This is a genomic window from Streptomyces sp. NPDC088745 (assembly GCF_044751045.1).
Lineage (GTDB): Bacteria > Actinomycetota > Actinomycetes > Streptomycetales > Streptomycetaceae > Streptomyces > Streptomyces cremeus.
Map to the genome: position 1 here is coordinate 157,539 of NZ_JBIVLB010000015.1, position 18,727 is coordinate 176,265.

General features: G+C 69.3%; 18 protein-coding genes and 2 pseudogenes. 12 read left to right on the top strand and 8 right to left on the bottom strand.

Going from position 1 to position 18,727, the window contains the following annotated elements:
* Nucleotides 1-47: 47 nt before the first annotated feature.
* Nucleotides 48-986, bottom strand: a complete 939-nt coding sequence (locus tag ACIP93_RS30885) for a LysR substrate-binding domain-containing protein (RefSeq protein WP_401764040.1) — start codon at nt 984-986, stop codon at nt 48-50.
* Nucleotides 987-1,444: 458 nt separating this feature from the next.
* On the opposite strand from ACIP93_RS30885, the pseudogene ACIP93_RS30890 reads away from it, so the two are divergent.
* The 4 genes and pseudogenes from ACIP93_RS30890 to ACIP93_RS30905 all read left to right on the top strand — a co-directional run.
* Nucleotides 1,445-1,734, top strand: a pseudogene (locus tag ACIP93_RS30890) (regulatory protein RecX); the annotation flags it as partial.
* 299 nt (nt 1,735-2,033) lie between these two features.
* On the top strand, nt 2,034-2,441 hold the full coding sequence (locus ACIP93_RS30895; protein ID WP_401764043.1) for a ribonuclease domain-containing protein: 408 nt from the start codon (nt 2,034-2,036) through the stop codon (nt 2,439-2,441).
* Between the two features lie 10 nt (nt 2,442-2,451).
* On the top strand, nt 2,452-2,733 hold the full coding sequence (locus ACIP93_RS30900) for a barstar family protein (protein ID WP_401764046.1): 282 nt from the start codon (nt 2,452-2,454) through the stop codon (nt 2,731-2,733).
* A 514-nt stretch (nt 2,734-3,247) separates the two neighbouring features.
* A complete protein-coding gene (locus ACIP93_RS30905; RefSeq protein ID WP_345220033.1) occupies nt 3,248-4,417 on the top strand; it encodes a S1 family peptidase in 1,170 nt (389 codons plus the stop codon).
* Between the two features lie 628 nt (nt 4,418-5,045).
* Here ACIP93_RS30905 and ACIP93_RS30910 read toward each other — a convergent pair.
* Nucleotides 5,046-6,200, bottom strand: coding sequence for a tyrosine-type recombinase/integrase (locus tag ACIP93_RS30910; protein WP_401764049.1), 1,155 nt, complete (start codon nt 6,198-6,200; stop codon nt 5,046-5,048).
* 94 nt (nt 6,201-6,294) lie between these two features.
* Here ACIP93_RS30910 and ACIP93_RS30915 point away from each other — a divergent pair.
* Together ACIP93_RS30915 and ACIP93_RS30920 are read left to right on the top strand one after the other, a co-directional pair.
* Nucleotides 6,295-6,459: pseudogene (locus tag ACIP93_RS30915) on the top strand (pirin family protein); the annotation flags it as partial.
* A 1,094-nt stretch (nt 6,460-7,553) separates the two neighbouring features.
* Nucleotides 7,554-7,739 (top strand): hypothetical protein, encoded by a 186-nt coding sequence (locus tag ACIP93_RS30920; RefSeq protein WP_401764052.1) that lies wholly within the window; start codon nt 7,554-7,556, stop codon nt 7,737-7,739.
* A 93-nt stretch (nt 7,740-7,832) separates the two neighbouring features.
* Here the strand turns inward: ACIP93_RS30920 and ACIP93_RS30925 are convergent, their stop codons facing one another.
* From ACIP93_RS30925 to efeO, 4 genes are all read right to left on the bottom strand, one after another.
* Entirely contained in the window at nt 7,833-8,747 is a 915-nt protein-coding gene (locus ACIP93_RS30925; protein WP_401764055.1) for a hypothetical protein, read from the bottom strand.
* A gap of 451 nt (nt 8,748-9,198) precedes the next feature.
* On the bottom strand, nt 9,199-10,128 hold the full coding sequence (gene efeU, locus ACIP93_RS30930) for an iron uptake transporter permease EfeU (RefSeq protein ID WP_401764057.1): 930 nt from the start codon (nt 10,126-10,128) through the stop codon (nt 9,199-9,201).
* 16 nt (nt 10,129-10,144) lie between these two features.
* Nucleotides 10,145-11,404, bottom strand: a complete 1,260-nt coding sequence (efeB, locus tag ACIP93_RS30935) for an iron uptake transporter deferrochelatase/peroxidase subunit (RefSeq protein WP_345220028.1) — start codon at nt 11,402-11,404, stop codon at nt 10,145-10,147.
* A gap of 22 nt (nt 11,405-11,426) precedes the next feature.
* On the bottom strand, nt 11,427-12,587 hold the full coding sequence (efeO, locus tag ACIP93_RS30940) for an iron uptake system protein EfeO (protein ID WP_401764060.1): 1,161 nt from the start codon (nt 12,585-12,587) through the stop codon (nt 11,427-11,429).
* Between the two features lie 1,090 nt (nt 12,588-13,677).
* Between efeO and ACIP93_RS30945 the strand changes: the two genes are divergently transcribed.
* Nucleotides 13,678-14,010 (top strand): hypothetical protein, encoded by a 333-nt coding sequence (locus ACIP93_RS30945; RefSeq protein ID WP_401764063.1) that lies wholly within the window; start codon nt 13,678-13,680, stop codon nt 14,008-14,010.
* Nucleotides 14,011-14,152: 142 nt separating this feature from the next.
* On the opposite strand, the gene ACIP93_RS30950 is transcribed toward ACIP93_RS30945, so the two are convergent.
* A complete protein-coding gene (locus tag ACIP93_RS30950) occupies nt 14,153-14,287 on the bottom strand; it encodes a hypothetical protein (protein ID WP_401764066.1) in 135 nt (44 codons plus the stop codon).
* Nucleotides 14,288-14,423: 136 nt separating this feature from the next.
* Between ACIP93_RS30950 and ACIP93_RS30955 the strand changes: the two genes are divergently transcribed.
* Nucleotides 14,424-14,546: a hypothetical protein gene (locus tag ACIP93_RS30955; protein ID WP_401764069.1), complete on the top strand. Its 123-nt coding sequence runs from the start codon at nt 14,424-14,426 to the stop codon at nt 14,544-14,546.
* A gap of 64 nt (nt 14,547-14,610) precedes the next feature.
* On the opposite strand, the gene ACIP93_RS30960 is transcribed toward ACIP93_RS30955, so the two are convergent.
* A complete protein-coding gene (locus tag ACIP93_RS30960; protein ID WP_401764072.1) occupies nt 14,611-15,162 on the bottom strand; it encodes a DUF1203 domain-containing protein in 552 nt (183 codons plus the stop codon).
* Between the two features lie 879 nt (nt 15,163-16,041).
* On the opposite strand from ACIP93_RS30960, the gene ACIP93_RS30965 reads away from it, so the two are divergent.
* From ACIP93_RS30965 to ACIP93_RS30980, 4 genes are all read left to right on the top strand, one after another.
* Nucleotides 16,042-16,383 carry a metalloregulator ArsR/SmtB family transcription factor gene (locus tag ACIP93_RS30965; RefSeq protein ID WP_345220023.1) on the top strand — a complete coding sequence of 114 codons (342 nt, stop codon included), beginning with the start codon at nt 16,042-16,044 and terminating at the stop codon, nt 16,381-16,383.
* 3 nt (nt 16,384-16,386) lie between these two features.
* Nucleotides 16,387-16,896: an SRPBCC family protein gene (locus tag ACIP93_RS30970; protein WP_401764075.1), complete on the top strand. Its 510-nt coding sequence runs from the start codon at nt 16,387-16,389 to the stop codon at nt 16,894-16,896.
* Nucleotides 16,896-17,516, top strand: a complete 621-nt coding sequence (locus ACIP93_RS30975) for a dihydrofolate reductase family protein (RefSeq protein WP_345220021.1) — start codon at nt 16,896-16,898, stop codon at nt 17,514-17,516. The genes ACIP93_RS30970 and ACIP93_RS30975 overlap by 1 nt, the downstream gene beginning before the upstream one ends.
* 158 nt (nt 17,517-17,674) lie before the next feature.
* Entirely contained in the window at nt 17,675-18,241 is a 567-nt protein-coding gene (locus ACIP93_RS30980) for a GNAT family N-acetyltransferase (protein ID WP_401764078.1), read from the top strand.
* Nucleotides 18,242-18,727: the final 486 nt, after the last annotated feature.

Below are 18,727 nucleotides of genomic sequence, written 5' to 3' on the forward strand. Positions count from 1 at the left end.
TGGGGGCGGAGTTGGGCAGCTCCCACTACGCCCGATGGGTGCGGCGGTCAGGGCGTAGGTCCGAAGACGGGGGGACCTATCGTCTTGTAGAGGGGGGCCTGGTCGGCTACTTCTCGGTAGGCGGTGACCAGGTCGTCGTAGACGGCGTCCAGGCAGACGTCGCTGCGTGCTGCCAGGAGCCAGCGGGCTGCTATCGGGTCGCCTTCCAGACGGCGCACCACCGCACCGTTGCGGCCGGTCGAGGTGCCGTTGCACACCATGACGGCCTGACCGGTGCTGACCAGCATGGAGATCGTGGCGAAATCACCGTGCAGGATCTGTGGTGTCACGCCTGCCGCCCGGAGCACTCGGTCCAGCTGTTCCCATTCACCGTCGGCTGTTTTGTCGATCATCCATCGCTCGTCCGCCAGGTCCTGAAGCCGCACGGTCTTCTGGCGGGCCGCGGGGTGATGTTCGAAGACGCCCAGGAGCTGAGGTTCACGCTCCAGCAGTACGCGCAGCCGCACATCAGCCGGGATACGCAGGGGGCAGCCTTCCGGCTCGTGGACGAGTGCGGCGTCGAGCTGGCCGGCGGCCACCATCCGCAGCAGCGCGCAGGAAGACGCCTCGGCGTGAACCGTCGGTCTGGCTTCGGGAAAACGTTCACTCAATAGCCGCAACCACGGGGCCACCGCGTGCGTGGGTGTGGAGCCTATACGCAGGTGGGAGTTCCGCTCGGCTCTGGCCGCGGCCCGCATCTGGTCGGTCAGCTGGTTCATTTCGGCCAGCACGGGTCGGGCGCGGGCGAGGAGCTGGTGGCCGAGGAAGGTGGGTCGGCAGCCCTCTGGCAGCCGGAGGAACAGCGTCCCGCCCAGGCTCTCTTCGATCCGGCGCAGCTGCGCGGTCAGGGTCGGCTGGGCCACGCCCAGCACGCGTGCCGCCTTGTGCAGGCTGCCGGCATCGGCAATGGCGGTCACCGCGCGTAGATGCCGTATCTCCAGATCCATGGGGGCGAGAGTATGGCGGTATTCAGCATCCGCCAAGGGCTTGGCGGATGCGAACCCACCCTCGGATGTGACGACATCTCCTCGCCCAATAGTGCTGCGCTATCAGGTGATCGCAGCCTCCCACCGCTGTCATGTCCAGGGCACACTCTCCCCTCATGCCACCTTCGGCTTCCCCGAAGAACACGCAGCGAGGAGTCCCCCTCACCATGCAGCTTCGCAAACTCTCCACACGCGCCACCGCCTGTGCCGCTGGGCTTGCCGCAACTGTCACCCTCGGCGTCGTCGGCCAGGCCACCGCAGCCCCCATCCCCGCCGATACTCCGGCGCATACTGCCGCCACACACTTCACCGCCGGCGCCACCGGCACGGCGGCCGTGTCACCGAAGAAGACCGGTGCAGGGCCCATCGGATCCGTTCTCCTCACTGCTGCCGGCTGGTCGTCCCCCTGATTCCTCCTCGAAGAGGTCGGGCTGATCAATGACAGCGCCTTCGCGGACGCCTGGGGGGAGTCCGGCACCATGGCCGGGGCCTGGCCCGGCGCGCGCTCGCCCGGGAGCCGCGTACCAAGGGCGTGGAGTCCACGCTGATTGACGAAGCGGTGGGGCAGCTCGACTCGGAGCAGGAGGAGGCGATGGCGCGAGAGCTTGTTGCCAGCAGGGGCTACGGGTAGGGCGTGGCGCTCAGGGCGGTCCGGCAGGCACTGGCAGAAGAGGGCGAGGACACAGAGGGCTTGGGGTACGAGGCGTTCTGCGCGGGCCGCTCCTACGGGGGTGGGGCGGCATCCAGAACGGTCCACGTACCCCAACTCGCTCTCTGGAAAGGGGGGTTATCCCTCCTGCGGAGATGCCGGACCACCGCAGTGCACAGGCATGTGTGCTCAGGCGACGGGGGCGTTCACGATCGGCGACCACGCCCTGGAGGTCGAGCCGATCAGGCGGACACGGAACCTTCACGTCCCACCCCGTGCGTGTCGACTACGCCAACAACCGCGGAACACCGGCTCACTGGCGTTGACGTGGACACATCTGCACGCCTCATCATCGGCGCATGCGAAACCCCTCACGGCTTATCCTGCCCGTCGCCGCCGCGCTGCTGTCCACCCTGTTCGTCGGACCGGCCACGGCCGCCACACCCGCCTCCGCCGCCGTATCCGCTCCCGCTGCCTCGGCGGCCGGCAGCATCTGCTACTCCCGTCTGCCCTCCCAGGCCCACGACACCCTCAACCTCATCAAGAGCGGAGGCCCCTACCCCTTCGCCCAGGACGGCACCGTCTTCCGCAACCGCGAAGGCATCCTGCCGAACCGGAGTACCGGCTACTACCACGAGTACACCGTCATCACCCCCGGTTCCCAGACCCGCGGCGCCCGCCGCATCGTCACCGGCAGCGCCCAGCAGGAGGACTACTACACCGCCGACCACTACGCTTCCTTCGACCTCGTCAACCACACCTGCTGAGTACACCGCCATGCCAATCAAGTACGTGATCGAAGGCCACCGGATCACGGGGCCGGCCGCCTTCTGGCAGGCCGTCGGCGAAGCCGTCAACGGACCTGGCGGCTACTTCGGCCGTAACCGCGACGCGTTCGCCGACTGCCTCAGCGGCGGCTACGGAACCCCACAGGACGGCGACTTCACCATCGAGTGGCGCGACCACGACGTCTCACGCCGCGCCCTCGGCACCACCTTCTTCGACGAGCTCGTGGAGATCATGGAAGAGCGGGCCCCGGGAGCGCTCCGGTTGCGCTGACCCCCGGGCCGGACAGGCCCCGGCCGCGGGCAGGCGGCGCCCCAGTACCGCCTGCCCGAGGCTGCGGCAAGCCGCACCCGGCTCTTGCTGCTGCCGTCCGATCACCCTGCCGTGGGTGCCTATCGAGGGGGCTAGGCAAGCCCACCCGCGAAACGGCCGTGGTCCTCCCAGCATCCCCGCCGGTGAGCCGCACCCGGCGGCGCTCTACGGGAACTCACCGCCAGGAATCAGCTCGACACCTAGCAGGGTTCCGCAACACTGGCGTTCCTACCGCACTGTCCGCACGGGCATGGTGACGGCGTATCCCCGTGCCATTGCGGTACCGCGCCCGGCACCTGGCGCGCACATCAGCCTCCCGCGCGGGCGGACTGCATCCTCAGCATGTGTCATCTGCCCGATAGTCCCGGGCTATTGAACGATCGCAGCCTCCCGGGCCTCACCCTCCCGAGTACAGACTCGTCGTGCACCACCTCAGCTTCCCCGTTCTTCCCCCCACCAACGGCAGAGGACTGTCATGAACCTTTCACGTACATATCTGGCGGCGGCCACCGCCGGCGCGCTCCTGTCGGTGTCGGCGGCCACCAGCGCACAGGCCGAAGGACCGGCGACGGCCGAGACCCGTTACCAGCCCCAGATGATCAGCGCACTGGCCGACTCACTGGGCACCTCCGAGCAGGCGGCCGTGCGGCGTCTGGACCGGCAGGCCGAGCAGCAGCGCATCCTGTCCGGCCTCGGCAAGGACACGGCCCAAGGCGGCGCGTTCTTCGACACCGCCGGCACGCTCACCGTCAACGTCGAGGACCGCAAGAGCGCCCAGAAGGTGGAGGAAGCGGGCCTGCACGCCCGGATACCGCAGCGCGGCCAGAAGGCGCTCGACCGCATCAAGGCCCAACTCGACACCAAGGCAACTCAGCAGACGCCCACCGGCGTCTCCGCCTGGTCGGTGGACCTGGCCTCCGACACCGTCACCATCGAGGTCCACAGCGACACCGGCACCGCGGCGCGCGCCTTCCTCAACACCGCGCGATCCCACGGTGACGCAGTGCGGATCGTCAAGGGCAAGCAGCCCTTGGAGCCGCAGGCCGTCGTCGCCCCGGGCAGCAAGATGACCATCGGCGGCGGATACTGCTCGGTCGGGTTCGGGGCCAGAACCTCCTCCGGCAAGCAGTACCTGGTGTCCGCAGGCCACTGCGTCGAGGGATTGCCGGACCTGTACTCCAACAGCGCGCACTTCGCCAAGGGCACCCACACCCGCTACACGACCGGCCAGTCCAGCGTGGACGTGGGGGTCGCGGCCGTGGACTCCGACGACTCGATCGCCACCGCCGTCACCACCTACGGCCAGGCCGGCACCGTCGCCGTCAAGGGCAGCACCCGCGCGGCGGCAGGAGCAGCCCTGTGCAAGTCAGGTGCGACCACCGGCTGGACCTGCGGCAAGGTCAAGTCCTACAACAACACCGTCAACTACGGCGGCACGATGGTCTCGGGCCTGGGCAGCTCCAGCGTCTGCACGGAGCAGGGTGACAGCGGCGGTGCCTACATCTCCGGCAACCAGGCTCAGGGCATGACCTCCGGCGGCCCCGTCGGACAGCAGTGCTCCGGCGTCAACGGCACCGGCTCCTCATACTTCCAGCCCCTCGACGACGCACTGGCCTACTACGGCCTGACCCTCAACACCAACTGAAGTACCCCTCCCCGCAAAAGGCCAGGTGCCGCTCACCGAAGCAGGTGAGCGGCACCAGCACGTCACACCCAACTGGTCAAGCAGAGCGGAACGGACGCTAGCCTTCGTCGGTGAGGGCCCAGCCACAGAAAGCCCGGCACGTTGCCCGGGCTTTCTCACCGCAGTACAGGACGTGCGCGCCATGCTTGTCCCGTGACGCTCGAGGGGCGTGGTGCAGCTGCTGGCCGGCCAGCTAGCTCACACATACACATCCGGCCCGTGCCTGCTGGAGCGGGAGATCAGCGGCGGGGCCGTTGCGATCAGCATGCGGCGCACGTGCCTCACACGCGCTGTCCATTTTGCGTCTCTGCGTTGCCGGTGCCCTGATGGTCCACCGCCCACGCGAGGAAACTTGGCAGCAGAAGCTCCCCTTTTCATCCGACATCGGCAGATCTAACACCCCAGGGAGGACGTCATACCGAAGGACCAGTGGTTTTACCCCGACGACCTCAAGGACTGCGCTTTTCACCTGAGGAGTACTCCTTTTGCGCGACGACCAAAACCCTAGACAGGTCCCATCATTGCAGTTTAGAAGTATTCTTCACATTTCCGATCACGCATCGGAAAGCCAGCCCGTAAAAGATCGAGGTTAGGCTGCGAGATCGATGTTCAGTATTTTCGCGGCAGTGTTGATGGATCCGGGCATGAGGTGCCGGTAGATCTTGTAGGTGATGTCGATGCTGCGGTGGCCCATCCATTCGGCGACGTCGGTGATGGGGATGTTGTGGGAGAGGCAGTTCGACGCGAAGAAGTGCCGCATCCCGTACAGGACCATCCCGTCGGGGATCTCGGCCTCGCCGGCCTTCTTGATGTGCGCCCACTGATTGCCCAGGTAGTAGTACGGCAGCGGCCTGCCCGGGTCGTTCGGGTGCCGCAGGAGGCAGCCGTCGACGGTGCCGTACTTGTCGGCATACCACTCGACGGTCTCCCGGGTGCGGGCCGGCAGGGGAACGTCCCGGTACTCGTTCACCTTGCGGTGCTTGAGCCGCGCGTACGCATGGGTGGTGTGATTGACCTGCTCGGTGATCCGGTGGACGTCGTCGGCGACGATATTGCGGACATTGACCGCCAGCGCCTCGCCGTTGCGCAGGCCGCTGCCGCTCATCAGATCCGCCACGAGCCGGAACATGTCGTCGCCCGCCACCCGTATCCCGGCCAGCTGGGCGGTCGAGGGGATCACCGCCCGGGCGGGGTCGTACTGGGGCGGCTTGACCCCCTCCAGCGGACTGGTGTCGTACAGGCCCAGCCGGTGCGCGTACAGCAGGACCGCCCGCAGCTTGTCGAACGCGTTGGCCTGCGTCGCCAGACCAGCACCAGCACGCTCCATGGCACGGATGAAACCGTCGACGACCTCGTGGTCGAAGGAATCCATCCGCCGGCTCCCCAGCACCGGGAGGATGTGGTGCTTCATCAACGAGTCCAGGCGCACCAGCGAGCCCACCTCAAGGTGCCGCTGCCCGCCACGCCACTCGGCCGCGTACTCCCCGAACCGCATCGCCCCGTACTTCGCGACCCGCTCCGCACGCCCTCCCCGCCCCCGCGCAGCCCGCTTCGCGTTGTACACCTCCAACAACCGCCCCACCGCAGCAGTTTCGGTCTGGAAGCCGGACTCGACACGCTGCCTTTCGGTGATGTCCCTGAACTGGATCTTGTACGGGTGGGGGCATTTGGGCCATCTGGACTTGGCGTGGGCGCACTCCTTGAAGAAGGTGCCCATGCCGTGGGTGAGGGTTTTGGTGACCATGGTGTTGCTGACTCCCGGGTGCGATGCTGACGTTTTGCTGACAGCTGATGCACCGGAGGGCCTCTGACCTGCGAAGTGCCTCGACCTATCCGGATTGTGGTGGAACTTCGTGGGCCGCACGACGGAGGACGTCGCACGGGCTCGCGCCGACTGGACGAACGGTGGCAGGTTCGGCGAGGTGAAGGGCTGTGGCGGCCCTTCCCTGCCGGCTCCGGAGCTGCCGAACATCCCGCTGAAACCGCGTGGGAACGTACGCTGACGTGCGCGAATGCGCTGCCTGGTAGGGAATGCCGACAGGGATGACCCCGATGCCAGGAGCGGCTGCTGGAGGCCAGGCGTCGGCTCGGCACCGACGGTCCCGAAGGGTCGGCTCTCGTGTCAGGGTGCCGCCTTGCGGGGGAGGGTCCAGCAGTCTTGATGCCGATCCAATGCCGATCTTTCTGACGCGGGGACAGATCGTGATCGTGCAGGTCCAGCGCGATGCTGTACCGGCCTCTTGCACCACCTGACAAAGTACTGCTGGGGCATGTCTGACAATGATCACGTCGGGGGGATTTCCCGGTGGAGCCAGCTGGCTGTCTGTGGGAGGGTCCTGCATGTGATCAGTCGGAATGGCGCCTGGGCCCGCGAGCTCGTACTCGCGGACGGAGTTCGCCCTGCGGACGTTGTGCGTGTTCATCGCGAAGCGCTTCACGTGCTGCGTTCGAGCATCGATGCAGCCCACATCGATGCGTACAGCGATGACGCCTGGCCGTCCGAAGTCCTGGACTCGTACGAGCGTGCCCTGTCACTGGCTCGGGAGGAGGTCGTGAGCGGTGCCCGCTCCAGGCGCTCCGACCTCGGGACGGGGATCGACCTTGATGTTCGAGACGACGGGCACTTCAAGATGCTGTCGGACCTGGCTCCCTACACGATCCACGCGGAAGGCTGGCGGGACGGTCGGCAGGTTTTCAGCGCCAGCGACTCGGGAACGTCCCTGTGGGTCGAGGTGACTCAGGAACAGGAGATACCTCCGGCGACGCGTCAGCTCACGCCGCTGTCCGGGGTGTCGGAGGCGGCGGCTGACCGTATCCTCGCCCACCCCGGGCCGACGCTCACTCTCCAGCCCCGCAAGCGGTTCGCGGAGGGCGCCGACCGGCGTCTGCGCCGCCTGCCACCGCGCATTGCCGTCGTCCGCGGGCAGGGATCTCCTCCATACGTACTCGACGAGCGGACCCGGCCGGTGCTCATCGCGGTAGAGGTCGGGCTGGAGCCGAAGCTTTCGGCCCCCCTCCGGTTGTCCGTTCCAGCAGCTCGGCCGGGTTCCGTGGGAGGTCGTCGCGGGCAGCCCGGGACGCGCAGAACAGTCCGTCCATGCCCCGCGGTCCCCCCGGCACCGACCTGGAGAACCGCGTCCAGGACCTCACCGGGAACGGCGTCGCCGCGCTGCTGGACGCGGCCTGCGCCCATAGCCTCAAGACGGTGCTGCCTGCCTGTGGTCGGGCTGCTGCCGTCCACCGGCTCCCCACCCCCACACCGCCCCAGGAGAGCGCTCGATGAAGGGACCGGCTCGCCTCCTCCTCGTAAGTACTCACCACAGGGCTCGACACCCTGGTCGACCGGCTGGATCGGTTCGGCGACCTCGTCCCGGGTTCACAGCCCTCCGAGTCCTGGTGGATCGAGGTTGATGATGCGCTGGGGCTCTTCGCCCCGGTCGGCAGTGCGGGGCGAGACAGGGGGCGGTGGATGCTGCGGAGGCCTGGCGAACGGGTGCCAGTGGGGCAGCGCGCTCAGGCCACCCAGCGCAACGGTCACGAGCGCCTGGGCTTCCTCCGAAGCGGTTGCCGCTGCGCGGGCGGTGCGCGCTGCGGTCCTGCCCGCCTCGGTGACCGTCACAGCCGGGGGGCGGACGACGGGCCTGTTGAACGCGGGCAGGGCCGACAGAAGGGCGATGTAGAGCACGAGCAGCAGCCAGAGCTCGGACAAGAGGGCCGCCACGGCTCCCGCAGTCAGGGCCCCGGCCAGCAGGCGGCGCCTCCGGCGGTAGGCCCTTGTGCGTGCGTTCCTCCAGGCGGATGCATGCGGCGAGTCGGCGGAGATGCCCTCGGGAAGACCCCGTTCACGCAGCAGGCCGTCTGCGATCAGGCGCTCGTGCAGTGCCCGCCATGGCGGGACGGAGAGGTCATAGGGGCCGAAGGAGGTGGAGAGCCAGCCGCGCCCCTTGCCCAGCAGGTCGAGCAGTACGACTTCCACCTCGTCACGCGGCTCCGGGTCGTCTATCCGGAACCTGTACCCGTCGTAACTCCTGCCCAGGAATGTCAGGCGCTGCTCGGCATGCATCCGCACCAAGGCCACGCCCAGGACATTGCCGGGGCCGAAACGATTTTCCATATAGGCGAGCTCGTACAAAGACAACCGTTGTGCCAACGGCCGGCCCGGACCCGCGCTTGCGGCCAGCGCACGCCACTCACGTTCCTCGGCCGACCAGAAGCTCACCATCACGACCGCTGACAACACCGCCACACAGATCCCGGTTGCCACGCCGACCCACATATCGACCACGGCCACCTCGACCCCACCCCCGTCTCACTCCCCGGACGAAGCCCTCGTTCGGGGGCCAAGGATGAACTGCCCACTTCCGGCACCTCCCACGCTGCGACCCGTCGGTTCGGCCGGGAGCGGCCCGGTGGTGCCGCTCCCGGAGCGCTCTGGACACCGGGCCTGACCCGCACACCCATGTCGGCACGGACCGTCTGGGACGCTAGACCGGGCCGGGCGCGCGCGTGCCGGGATCTGGTGAGGCGCAGCCTGGCGTGACCCCTGTGGCCGATGTACGAGAGGCTGTTCTCGACGGTGTCAGGCGAGGCTGGAGATCTTCCAGTGGCTGACCTGTCGCACCGCCCGCAGGCGGCACAGCGCCCTCGGCCACCTCTCGCCCGCTGAGCTCGAACAGCAGCACCGACAAGAACGTGGAATCACGCTCGCCGCGAACCCCTGTGTCCACACTCCGGGGGACGCCTCACCGACGCCTGCGCCCGTCAGCGCGGTCACCGCCGCCAGAGCGGTCGGCAGCCGCCGACGTCCGTGCGTGCGCCTGGTCGTCCGTTGCCCTCTGCGTCCCCGTCGTCGCTGCCGTCACCGACGACCGGAACCCTGCCGGGGCGAAGAACAGCACGAGCATCGGGACCAGGTACAGCGCCCACACCGCGACCTGGAGGACCGTCGGGTCCGGCTGGAAGTTGAAGACGCCCTTCAGCAGGGTGCCGTACCAGCTGTCCGGCGGGACCTGCTCGCTGACGTCGAAGGCTTTGTCGGACAGGCCGCCGAGGAAGCGGGCCTCCTGGAGGTCGTGCACTCCGTACGCCAGCACGCCCGCCGCGACGACCAGCAGCATCGCGCCGGTCCAGGTGAAGAACTTCGCCAGGTCGATCCGTACCGCGCCCTTGTAGAACAGCCAGCCCAGCGCCACCGCCGTCGCCAGCCCGAGGGCCACGCCGATCACCGGGCCGTGGGTGCCGTCGCTCAGCGCCCGCACCGACGACCACACGAACAGCGCGGTCTCCAGCCCCTCCCGGCCCACCGCCAGGAACGCGGTCGCCACCAGGGCGCCCGTGCCCATGCGCAGGGCGGCGTCCAGTCTGCCGGTCAGCTCCGCCTTCAGGTGCCGGGCGGTGCGCCGCATCCAGAACACCATCCACGACACCAGGCCCACCGCGACGATCGACAGCGAACCGCCGAGCGCCTCCTGCGCCTCGAAGGTCAGCTCCTGCGACCCGTAGGTGAGGGCCGCGCCGAAGCCCAGCGCGAGCAGCACCGCGATGCCGATGCCGGTCCACACCGGCTTCAGGGCGTCCCTGCGGCCGGTCTTCACCAGGTAGGCGACCAGGATGCAGACGACGAGACTGGCTTCGAGCCCCTCGCGCAGGCCGGTCAGATAGTTCGCGAACACGTCGGTTCCCGTCCTCTCAGGATTCTCGGGGCTGCGTGAACAGCGCCCGGCCCCACCAGTCGTCCGCGTCCCGGACGCCCGGCGGGACGGCGAAGTGCGCCGAACCCACGTGCTGGATGTATTCGTTGAGCGCGTCGGAGCGCGCCAGAGTGCGCTGTACGGGAATGAAGGCGTCCCGCGCGTCGCGCTGGTAGGCGAGGAAGAACAGCCCCGCGTCCAGGCGGCCGAGCCCGTCCGTGCCGTCGGTGAAGGAGTAACCCCGGCGCAGCATCCGGGCTCCGGAGTGGGAGTCCGGGTGGGCGAGGCGCACGTGCGAGGTCGGCAGCATCGCCTTCAGCAGCGGCTCCTCGTGCTCCGTGGACCTGCCGACCGCGGCCCCCTCCCCCTTGTCGCGGCCGAATACGTCCTCCTGCTCCTGAAGGGAGGTGCGGTCCCAGGTCTCGATGTTCATCCGGATGCGGCGCGCGACCAGGTAGGAGCCGCCCGCCATCCATGTGCACCCGTCCTTGGCCGACGCCCACACGTGCTGGTCGAGCGAGGCGGCGTCGGTGCCCGCGATGTTGCGGGTGCCGTCCTTGAAGCCGAAGAGGTTGCGGGGGGTCTGCGTGTCCGGCGTCGTCGAGGACGTCTTGCCGAAGCCGAGCTGGGACCAGCGCACGGCGACCTTCCCGAAGCCGATCCTGGCGAGGTTGCGGATGGCGTGCACCGCGACCTGGGGGTCGTCGGAGCAGGCCTGCACGCACAGGTCGCCGCCGCTGCGCGCGGGATCGAGGTTGTCGCCGGGGAATGTGGGCAGGTCGACCAGGGCTGCCGGGCGCCGGTCCTTCAGCCCGAAGCGGCCGTCGAAGAGGGAGGGCCCGAAGCCGACCGTCAGCGTGAGCCGGGACGGCTTGAGGCCCAGGGCCTCGCCCGTGTCGTCCGGCGGGGCCTCCGGCAGACCGCCGTACGCCCCCTCGCCGACCGCGCGGCCCGCCGTCAGCCGGGCCGCCGCCGCCGTCCAGTCCTTCAGCAACTGGACGAGCTCCGCCCGGTCCCCGGTGGTCACGTCGAACGCGGCGAAGTGCAGCCGGTCGGGGACGGCGGTCGCGATGCCCGCTTGGTGCGGGCCGTGGAAGGGCACGGCCGCGCCGCCGGACGCGGCGGGCTCCGGGTCCTCGTCACGGCCGAGCACCACGGCTGCCCCGCCCGCCGCCGCGGCACCGAGCGCGAGCCCGGCCCCGCCCCAGCCCAGTACCGAACGCCGGGACGGAGAGGGGGAGTTCACTTCGTCAGACACGGGGCCGCCCTCTTCTCCGGGGTTACTTGGTGACCGCTGCGGCGAGCTTCGACAGCGGCTCCGCGAGCGCGTTCACGCCGTCGGACAGCTCCTTGCGGTCCGCCTTCCCGACCTTGTCGTACGAGGTGAACTCGTACGAGGAGGCGTCCGGGCGGTGCTTGTCGAGCAGCTTGTTCAGCGCGGCGAACTGCTTGTCCAGGGTGTCCGTCAGCTTCGGGTCGCCCTTGGCGGAGATCGGCCGCAGCAGCGTGTACGCCTTCTGCGCGCCCTCTACGTTCGCCTTGAAGTCCACCAGGCCGGTGTGGCTGTACCGCTCCTCCTCGCCCGTCACCTTGCCGGTGGCGACCTCGTCCAGGAGTTCCTTGGCACCGTTGGCCATGGAGGAGGGGGTGATCTCGGCGGTGCCGACCTTCTTCACCCAGGTGTCCAGGTCCCTCATCAGGGTGTCGGCGAGCTGCTTCTCCTCGTCGCCGATCTTCTTGTCCTGCCACAGCGCTTTCTCCAGGCGGTGCCAGCCCGTCCACGGCTTGCCCGACTCCTCGACGCCGTCCTCGCGCAGGTCGACCATCGGGTCGATGTCGCCGAACGACTCCGCGACCGGCTCGGTGCGCTCCCAGCCGATGCGCGAGGGCGCGTACGCCTTCTTCGCGGCCTCCAGGTCGCCCGCCTTCACCGCGTCCGCGAACACCCGCGCCTTGGGGAGGGTCTGCTCGGCCTGCTCGCGCACATAGGTGCGGTACGCGGCGACAGCGGTGTCCTTCTCGGGGCTGCGCCGGGCGGCCGTGGCGCCATCGCCGCCGCTGGCGGTGACCTTCTGCCGGATTCCGTCGCCCTTCATGCCCGGCTTGCAGGCGATCTCGTACGCACCGGCCTTGATCTCGGCGGTGAGGTCGGCCTTGGTGCCCGGGCCGATGTTCTCGCGTTCGGTGACGATGCGGTCGTCGGGGAACAGGACGTAGACCTCGGTGACCTTGGAGCCCTTGTTCTCCACGGCCAGCTCGACCTTCCCGGCGGGGAACTCCTTCTTCGACACCTCGCACGAGTCGTCCTTGGCGACGACCCGGATCACGCCGTCGCCTTCCCCGCCGCCTTCGGCGCCCTGGCTCTTCTGAGTGCAGCCGGTCGCGGCGAGGACGGTCGCGGCGGCGGCCACGGCCAGGAGGGAGAGACGTACGGGACGCATAACGGGACTCCACGCGGGGTGAAAGGTCTACGAGGCCCACAGGTCTACTGAGGCTCACCTAAGTTACGCTCCCCTTACTCCGGACATCACCACCCAGGCAGTGATTCAGCTCTCACTCCCGGCCCGCGAATACGGGACGGTCACGGGAGCCCCATGGGCCTCCCGGTGCGTGGTCAAGAAAGAGTCAAGCGGTGCGTGCGGCCCTCCGCCGCCCGGGAACGCGACGGCCTCGACGGCCCGCCGCGAGCCGTGCCCCGGCCCGCGGCGCGGCTCCAGCCCCGACCCGGCTCCGGCGGGAACCGCGCCGCACACCCTCCGCACACCCTCCGCCCGTCCTCCGTTCGTCCTTCGCCCGCCCTCAGCCCATGAGCGGTCACGGCGCATCCAGCCCACCGCCGACGGACGCGTCCTGGTGGGCCGCATGTCGAATGCCACCGCAGCACCCGGGCGGTGGCAGTTCCCCGGCGAATCCGTCGAACTGGTGGTGCGGCGCGACGGACGTGAGCCGACGGGCCCGGGCGCGGCGATCGGCGTGCTGGTCACCGCGCGGGCCTGGGAGCTCCCGGCCGCCGACGCTTCCCTGCGCGAGCGCTGGGCGGCGGCCGCTCCCGGTCCCCTCAACCACGACCTGGGCTGGTCGGCGCGTTTCCATCCCGAGCACGGGCGCACCGTGCTGCTGATGCACGACAACGACATCTCCCCCTGCACAGCCAGTGGGGGATGCCGAACTGCTGTTCCGGGCGGGCGGCTACTGGCGGGACGGCACCGCCTGGTACCGGCCGGCCCAGATCTGGGACCCGGTCGCGCAGCGGCACGAACGGCACCGGGCTCGCGCGGCTGCCACCGTCACCGCCGCCGACATGCTCGGCGGCCGCGCCGATGCCTCCCGCGCGTACGTCGGCAAGGTCACCGCCTTTGACCCCGAGGCCCCGGCACCGGACAACTGGCTCGACCACCTGGCCCTGGGGGCCGAGCGCCGCCAGGAGCGGGACGAGGCGCAGCCCGACGGGGCCGCCGCCCCTGGAGCGGTGCGTGGTCGACGTCTCCAGCATCGAGCTGACCGGAGCCCAGTTGCTGGGGGGGGGCGAAGATGGCGGAGCTCGGCGGCAACACCGCCTCGACGCTGCGCGCCTGCATCTCATGCGGCAACAGCGAAGTCCCCCAGCCGCAGACCGCCGTCGGCGGCCGCGACCAGTGGCCGCGCGCGGTCGCCGAGGACTGGGTCGAGGCCCGCCAACGCTCCCACGAGGGCATCAGGGCAACCATGTCCGCCGGCGACCGTGACAACCTCTCGCCCGGCGCGGCCGAGGTGCGCGACCGGTTCGCCGCCGATTCGCTCGCCCGGGACGTCGCCGTCAGTCTCGACCGGATCCCGCCCACCGACGTCCTCGGGCCCGGCGTCGAGGGCACGGTCCCTGAGTGACTCCACCGAGGCCATCGGCCTGCACGCGCGCGTCGAGGCCCGGATGAAGGGGGAGCGGGGCAGCGACTGGTGGCACCTGGGCCTCACCGTCCCGGTGGCGAAGATGCTCGACTTGTCCGTCGAGTGCCATAGGTACAGGCGGTCAGCCATGGAGGGTCTTCCGCTCCCGGCCGGCACCGGCCTGCACGACGCGCGCCCAGTCGGCGAGTCGGGTGGCCAGGCGGTGGGTGTCGCCTGTTGTTGAACGGTTCGGACCCTGGCACCATGTCGTGGTCATGGCGAGAAGACTTCCTTTTCCGGTCCCGGTCCTCACCGTCGACACCCCCCTGCGGACAGACCGCCCCGTAACTTCCAGCTGGGTCGTTTGGGGCGACGAGCAGGTTTTCCCCGGCGAGGCGTTCTCTTCTCTGAGCGTGAACGCGAACGAGGTCGGGGCCGACGAGGTCGTCGGCGCGCGTCTGACGACCTTCCAGAAAGGGAGGGATCCTGGCTCCTTCTACCTGGTGGCCTACGGAACCGCGATCTCGTACGGGTAGGTCAAGTAGGCGGACAAGGCGATGGAGGTCAGGACCGGGGCATGGAGTTCGGGAAGAGCTACGACTACCGGGCGGCGTTCTTCTGCTGGCTGCTGCCGGACCGCTCCTCGGCGGAGGGCCGTCGCAACTCGAAGTGGAAGCATCCGTATTCCAGTGCCCTGACGTGTACGAGCACCACCTCCGGATCGTTGAACGCATCGTCGAAGGCTGCATCGAAGCCAGTCGTGGCGTCGGTGGGGATCTCCAGAAGGCGGCCACCTGCGATGTGGCCCCGGGCGTCATAGCGGCGCACGGTACGCAGGGCGCCCGGCCGGGCGAAGGGGTAGTCCTCGCCGGGGATGAACCCGCCGCAGTCATCGGCGTGGATGAAGACGGGGCCCTGTTCGTCGTACGCACCCGGATCTGCACCCTTCGCGGCGGCCCAGCGACGCAATGGAGCGTACGAGACGAGGGCGATCCGCTCACCGAGCGTGATGGGGCGCAGGCAGCAGCGCAGCGGGGAGCCCACGTCGTCGCCGGTCGCGGTGTACGGGGCGCAGGGACGGCCCGCATCGTCGACAACCCGCAGTTCCTTCATGACGGCTGGGTCAACGGGGAGCACGGTGTATTTGGTCATGTGCCCATGCTGGATCGACGGATGGGCGGTTGCTGGCAGGAAACCGACGTCACGTTGGTGCGCGCCCACGCAGACGGCGGGCCGCAAACGTCACACCCGCTGAACGCAGTCCGCCTACGATCGCCAATCCCTTGGAATCGATCACCTGGGCCGCGGCTTACGCCGACTACTTCCCTGGGGCATCCTCTGCGGCGGACCGACGCTCCGAAGGGGGGACGCCTCCGGCCGCAGCGAGCGCCGCCGCAGGCGTGGGGTGTCGGGTATGCCGGCTGACGGCCCTCCCCGGCCGGGTCAGCGGGCTCGGCAAGGCCACGGGACACGGGCAAAGAGGGCCTCTGACGGTTATGCCCGGGGGTCGGCTGGCCGCCGGAACGGTGCAGCGTACAAGAAGGTGGAAGGCGGGCCCCAGGCTGCCGTCCGCGCGCGGGGGCAGTACCTGGTGGCGCGTGCTCCCCGGGCCAGTGCTCAGGTGCCGTCCACGCGCACAGGGGGAGCCCCGCTTCCGGTGGTCATCAGAGCTGGCCTTGCAGGTGAGTGTGCGGGGTGAGGTCTGGGGGCGCCGTCGATGCCGTACGTGCTGGGCGCCGTCGGTCCAGTGCGCTGGGGAGGGGTTTTCGGGGGGCGGGCCGGCCATGAAGTGGGCGGGGGTGCGGTAGTGGGCGTAGTCGCCGTCACGGGTGGTTTCGCGGAGTCGGGCGAGGGCCGTGGCCGCTTGGTCCCGGTCGTCTTGGGCGGTGTGGTGGAAGGCGAGGGTGAGGTCCAGGACGAGGTCGGCGTACGTCATGAAGCCCCGGTCGGGTTCGGGCGCACGCGTCCAGGCCGCTGGCATCTCAGCCCCGAGCGCTTGACGCATGCCGATATGGGAATATGATTTTGTCCATGGCACGAGCAGCGACGACGTCGGACGTCTTCAACGCCATCGCCGAGCCCCAGCGCCGGGAAATCCTGGTGCTGCTGCGGGCGGGTGAGCTTTCGGTGACGGAGGTGGCTCAGGGGTTGGGGACGACCCAGCCGGGGGCGTCCAAACACCTGCGGGTGCTCCGGGAGGTCGGGCTGGTGCGCGACCGCAAGGCGGGCAAGCAGCGCCTGTACGGCCTTGACGCCGGCGGGCTGCGGTCCGTCCATGAGTGGACCGGCGGTTTCGAGCAGTTCTGGAACGAGAGCTTCGACCGACTGGACGCCTACGTGCAGGACCTGAAGCAGACACGGAAAGCGGAGTAGCCGATGAGCACGACAGAACGAGGAACGCCGACGCGGTCGGCGACAGCCGACCGGGAGACTGTCATCTCCCGGATCATCGACGCCCCACGGGAGCTGGTGTTCGAGGCGTTCACCGACGTCCGGCACCTGTCGCGGTGGTGGGGGCCGGAAGGGTTCACCACCACCACGCAGGCATTCGAGTTTCGCGTCGGCGGCGAGTGGGACTTCGTGATGCACGGACCGGACGGGACGGACTACCAGGAGTGGATCACCTGGACCGAGATCGTCCCGTCGGAACGGATCGCGATGCTCCACGGTGAGACCCGCGACGACCCGAACGCCTTCGAGTCGGTCCTGACGTTCGAGGCCGACAGCACGGCGACCCGGATCGAGATGCACACCGTGTTCCCCACCAAGAAGCAGCGCGACGAGGCGGTCGGGAAGTACCACGCGATCGAGGCCGGCCGGCAGACCCTGAGCAACCTCGCTGCTTATGTCACCGAGAACATTCAGAAGGGAGCTGAGGACGGCTGATGGCCGGGAAGGTGTTCTTCAGCGTGTCGATGTCGCTGGACGGTTTCATAGCGCCCGATTCTCCCGAGGAGCTGATGGGGCAGCAGTGGATGGAACTGCAGCGGTGGGTATTTCCGCAGCGGTTCTTCCGGGAAAACCTGAAGCTCGGCGAAGGCGGCGAGGAGGGGCGCGACAACGACATCGTGCGGGAGGCATTCGAGCGCACCGGCGCGAGTGTGATGGGCAAGCGCATGTTCGACGCCGGCGAGCAGATGTGGCCGGAAGAGGCGCCGTTCCACACCTCGGTCTTCGTGGTGACGCACGAGAAGCGTGCCCCCTGGAAGCGGCCGGGCGGGACCACCTTCCACTTCGTCAACGATGGCATCGGGGCCGCGCTCGACCGGGCCCGCGAGGCCGCCGGCGACCGCGACGTCCGCATCGCGGGCGGCGGCGCGACGATCCTGGAGTACATGAACGCGGGCCTGGTCGACGAGTTCTCGATCGCACTGTCACCGGTGCTGTTCGGCTCCGGAATCCGCCTGTTCGAGGGCGTGGACGCGGGCCGCGTGGCCCTGGAGGCGGTCCGCACGGAGCCCTCCCCGAAGGTGACGCACCTGACCTACACCGTCCGTGCGCGGTAACGGTCCCGAACTCGGCGCTCTCCCGCGGACAAGCCGGTTCACCCTGGCGGCGGCCGGCGACGCGTGTTCCTCTACGGGCGGGGAGTTGGCCCAGGGCGAATCGATGCCGAGCGCACGAGTGGCCAACTGAAGCACTCAACGAGACCTGGGGTGATGGGATGAGCGACGGTCCCGTGATACTGCGTCCAGTGGTCGAGGAGGACTTGTCGGTGCTTGAGCGGTTCCTGACAGATCCGGAGGCGACCGGGCCGTTCCAATGGCTGGGCTGGTCGGATCCGGGGCGCTGGCGACGCCGCTGGGCGCAGGACGGCCTGCTGAACGATGACGGCGGCCAGCTGATGGTGACGACTGGCACCGACCGGCTCGGTTTCGTGGCATGGCGGAAGGTCATGACCTCGCGGAGTTCGTACTGCTGGAACATCGGAGCCCAGTTGCTGCCGGACGGCCGGGGACGTGGTGTCGGCACGCAGGCTCAGCGGTTGCTGGTGCGCTATCTGTTCGCGCACACTCCTGTGGTCAGACTCGAGGCGGACACCGAGACGGAGAACATCGCCGAGCAGCGCGCACTGGAGAAGTCCGGCTTCACCCGTGAGGGCGTGCTGCGCAGCACCGTGTTCCGGGACGGGCAGTGGCGCGACGTGGTGCGCTACAGCGTGCTCCGCGCCGAAATCGCCTCGGATGAGGCTCTGGAAGAACCCCGCACCACAGGCGGGCAACTGGTCTGAACCGGGGCCGGCCGAGCACCCCAGAGGCGAGGCGCCGCCGGTGACAGCGACCCCGGTGGGGTAGCGCCACCGGGCGACGACCTGCTGTCCGGCACCCAGAGGCCGGCGGGGTTGCTCACCCAGCGGAGTGTGCCGCAGGGGGAACTGTCCGAGCCCTGCAGGGCGGTGCGGTACGAGGCACCGAGCCGGAGTGATCAGCGGCGAGGCCCGTATGCCCAGGGGTGTGGTGCGGACGGTCGTGCTGCCCGGTCGGGCCCGTGGCAGTCCTCGGCGAAGCCGGTGCGGAGCGAGGAGAGCCCGTTGGCCTGTGTGTCGGCGCAGGGCGGGTCAGCGCCGGGCGGTCTCCAGGACCGCTTCCAGCTGCCGCAGCGGCTCGGCGCCGACGAACCGGAGGACGACGGTGTCGGCGCCCGACTCCCGCAGCGCGTCGATCCGTGCCGCGGCCCCGGCGGCGTCGCCGGAGACGGTGAAGACCTCCTCCTGCGG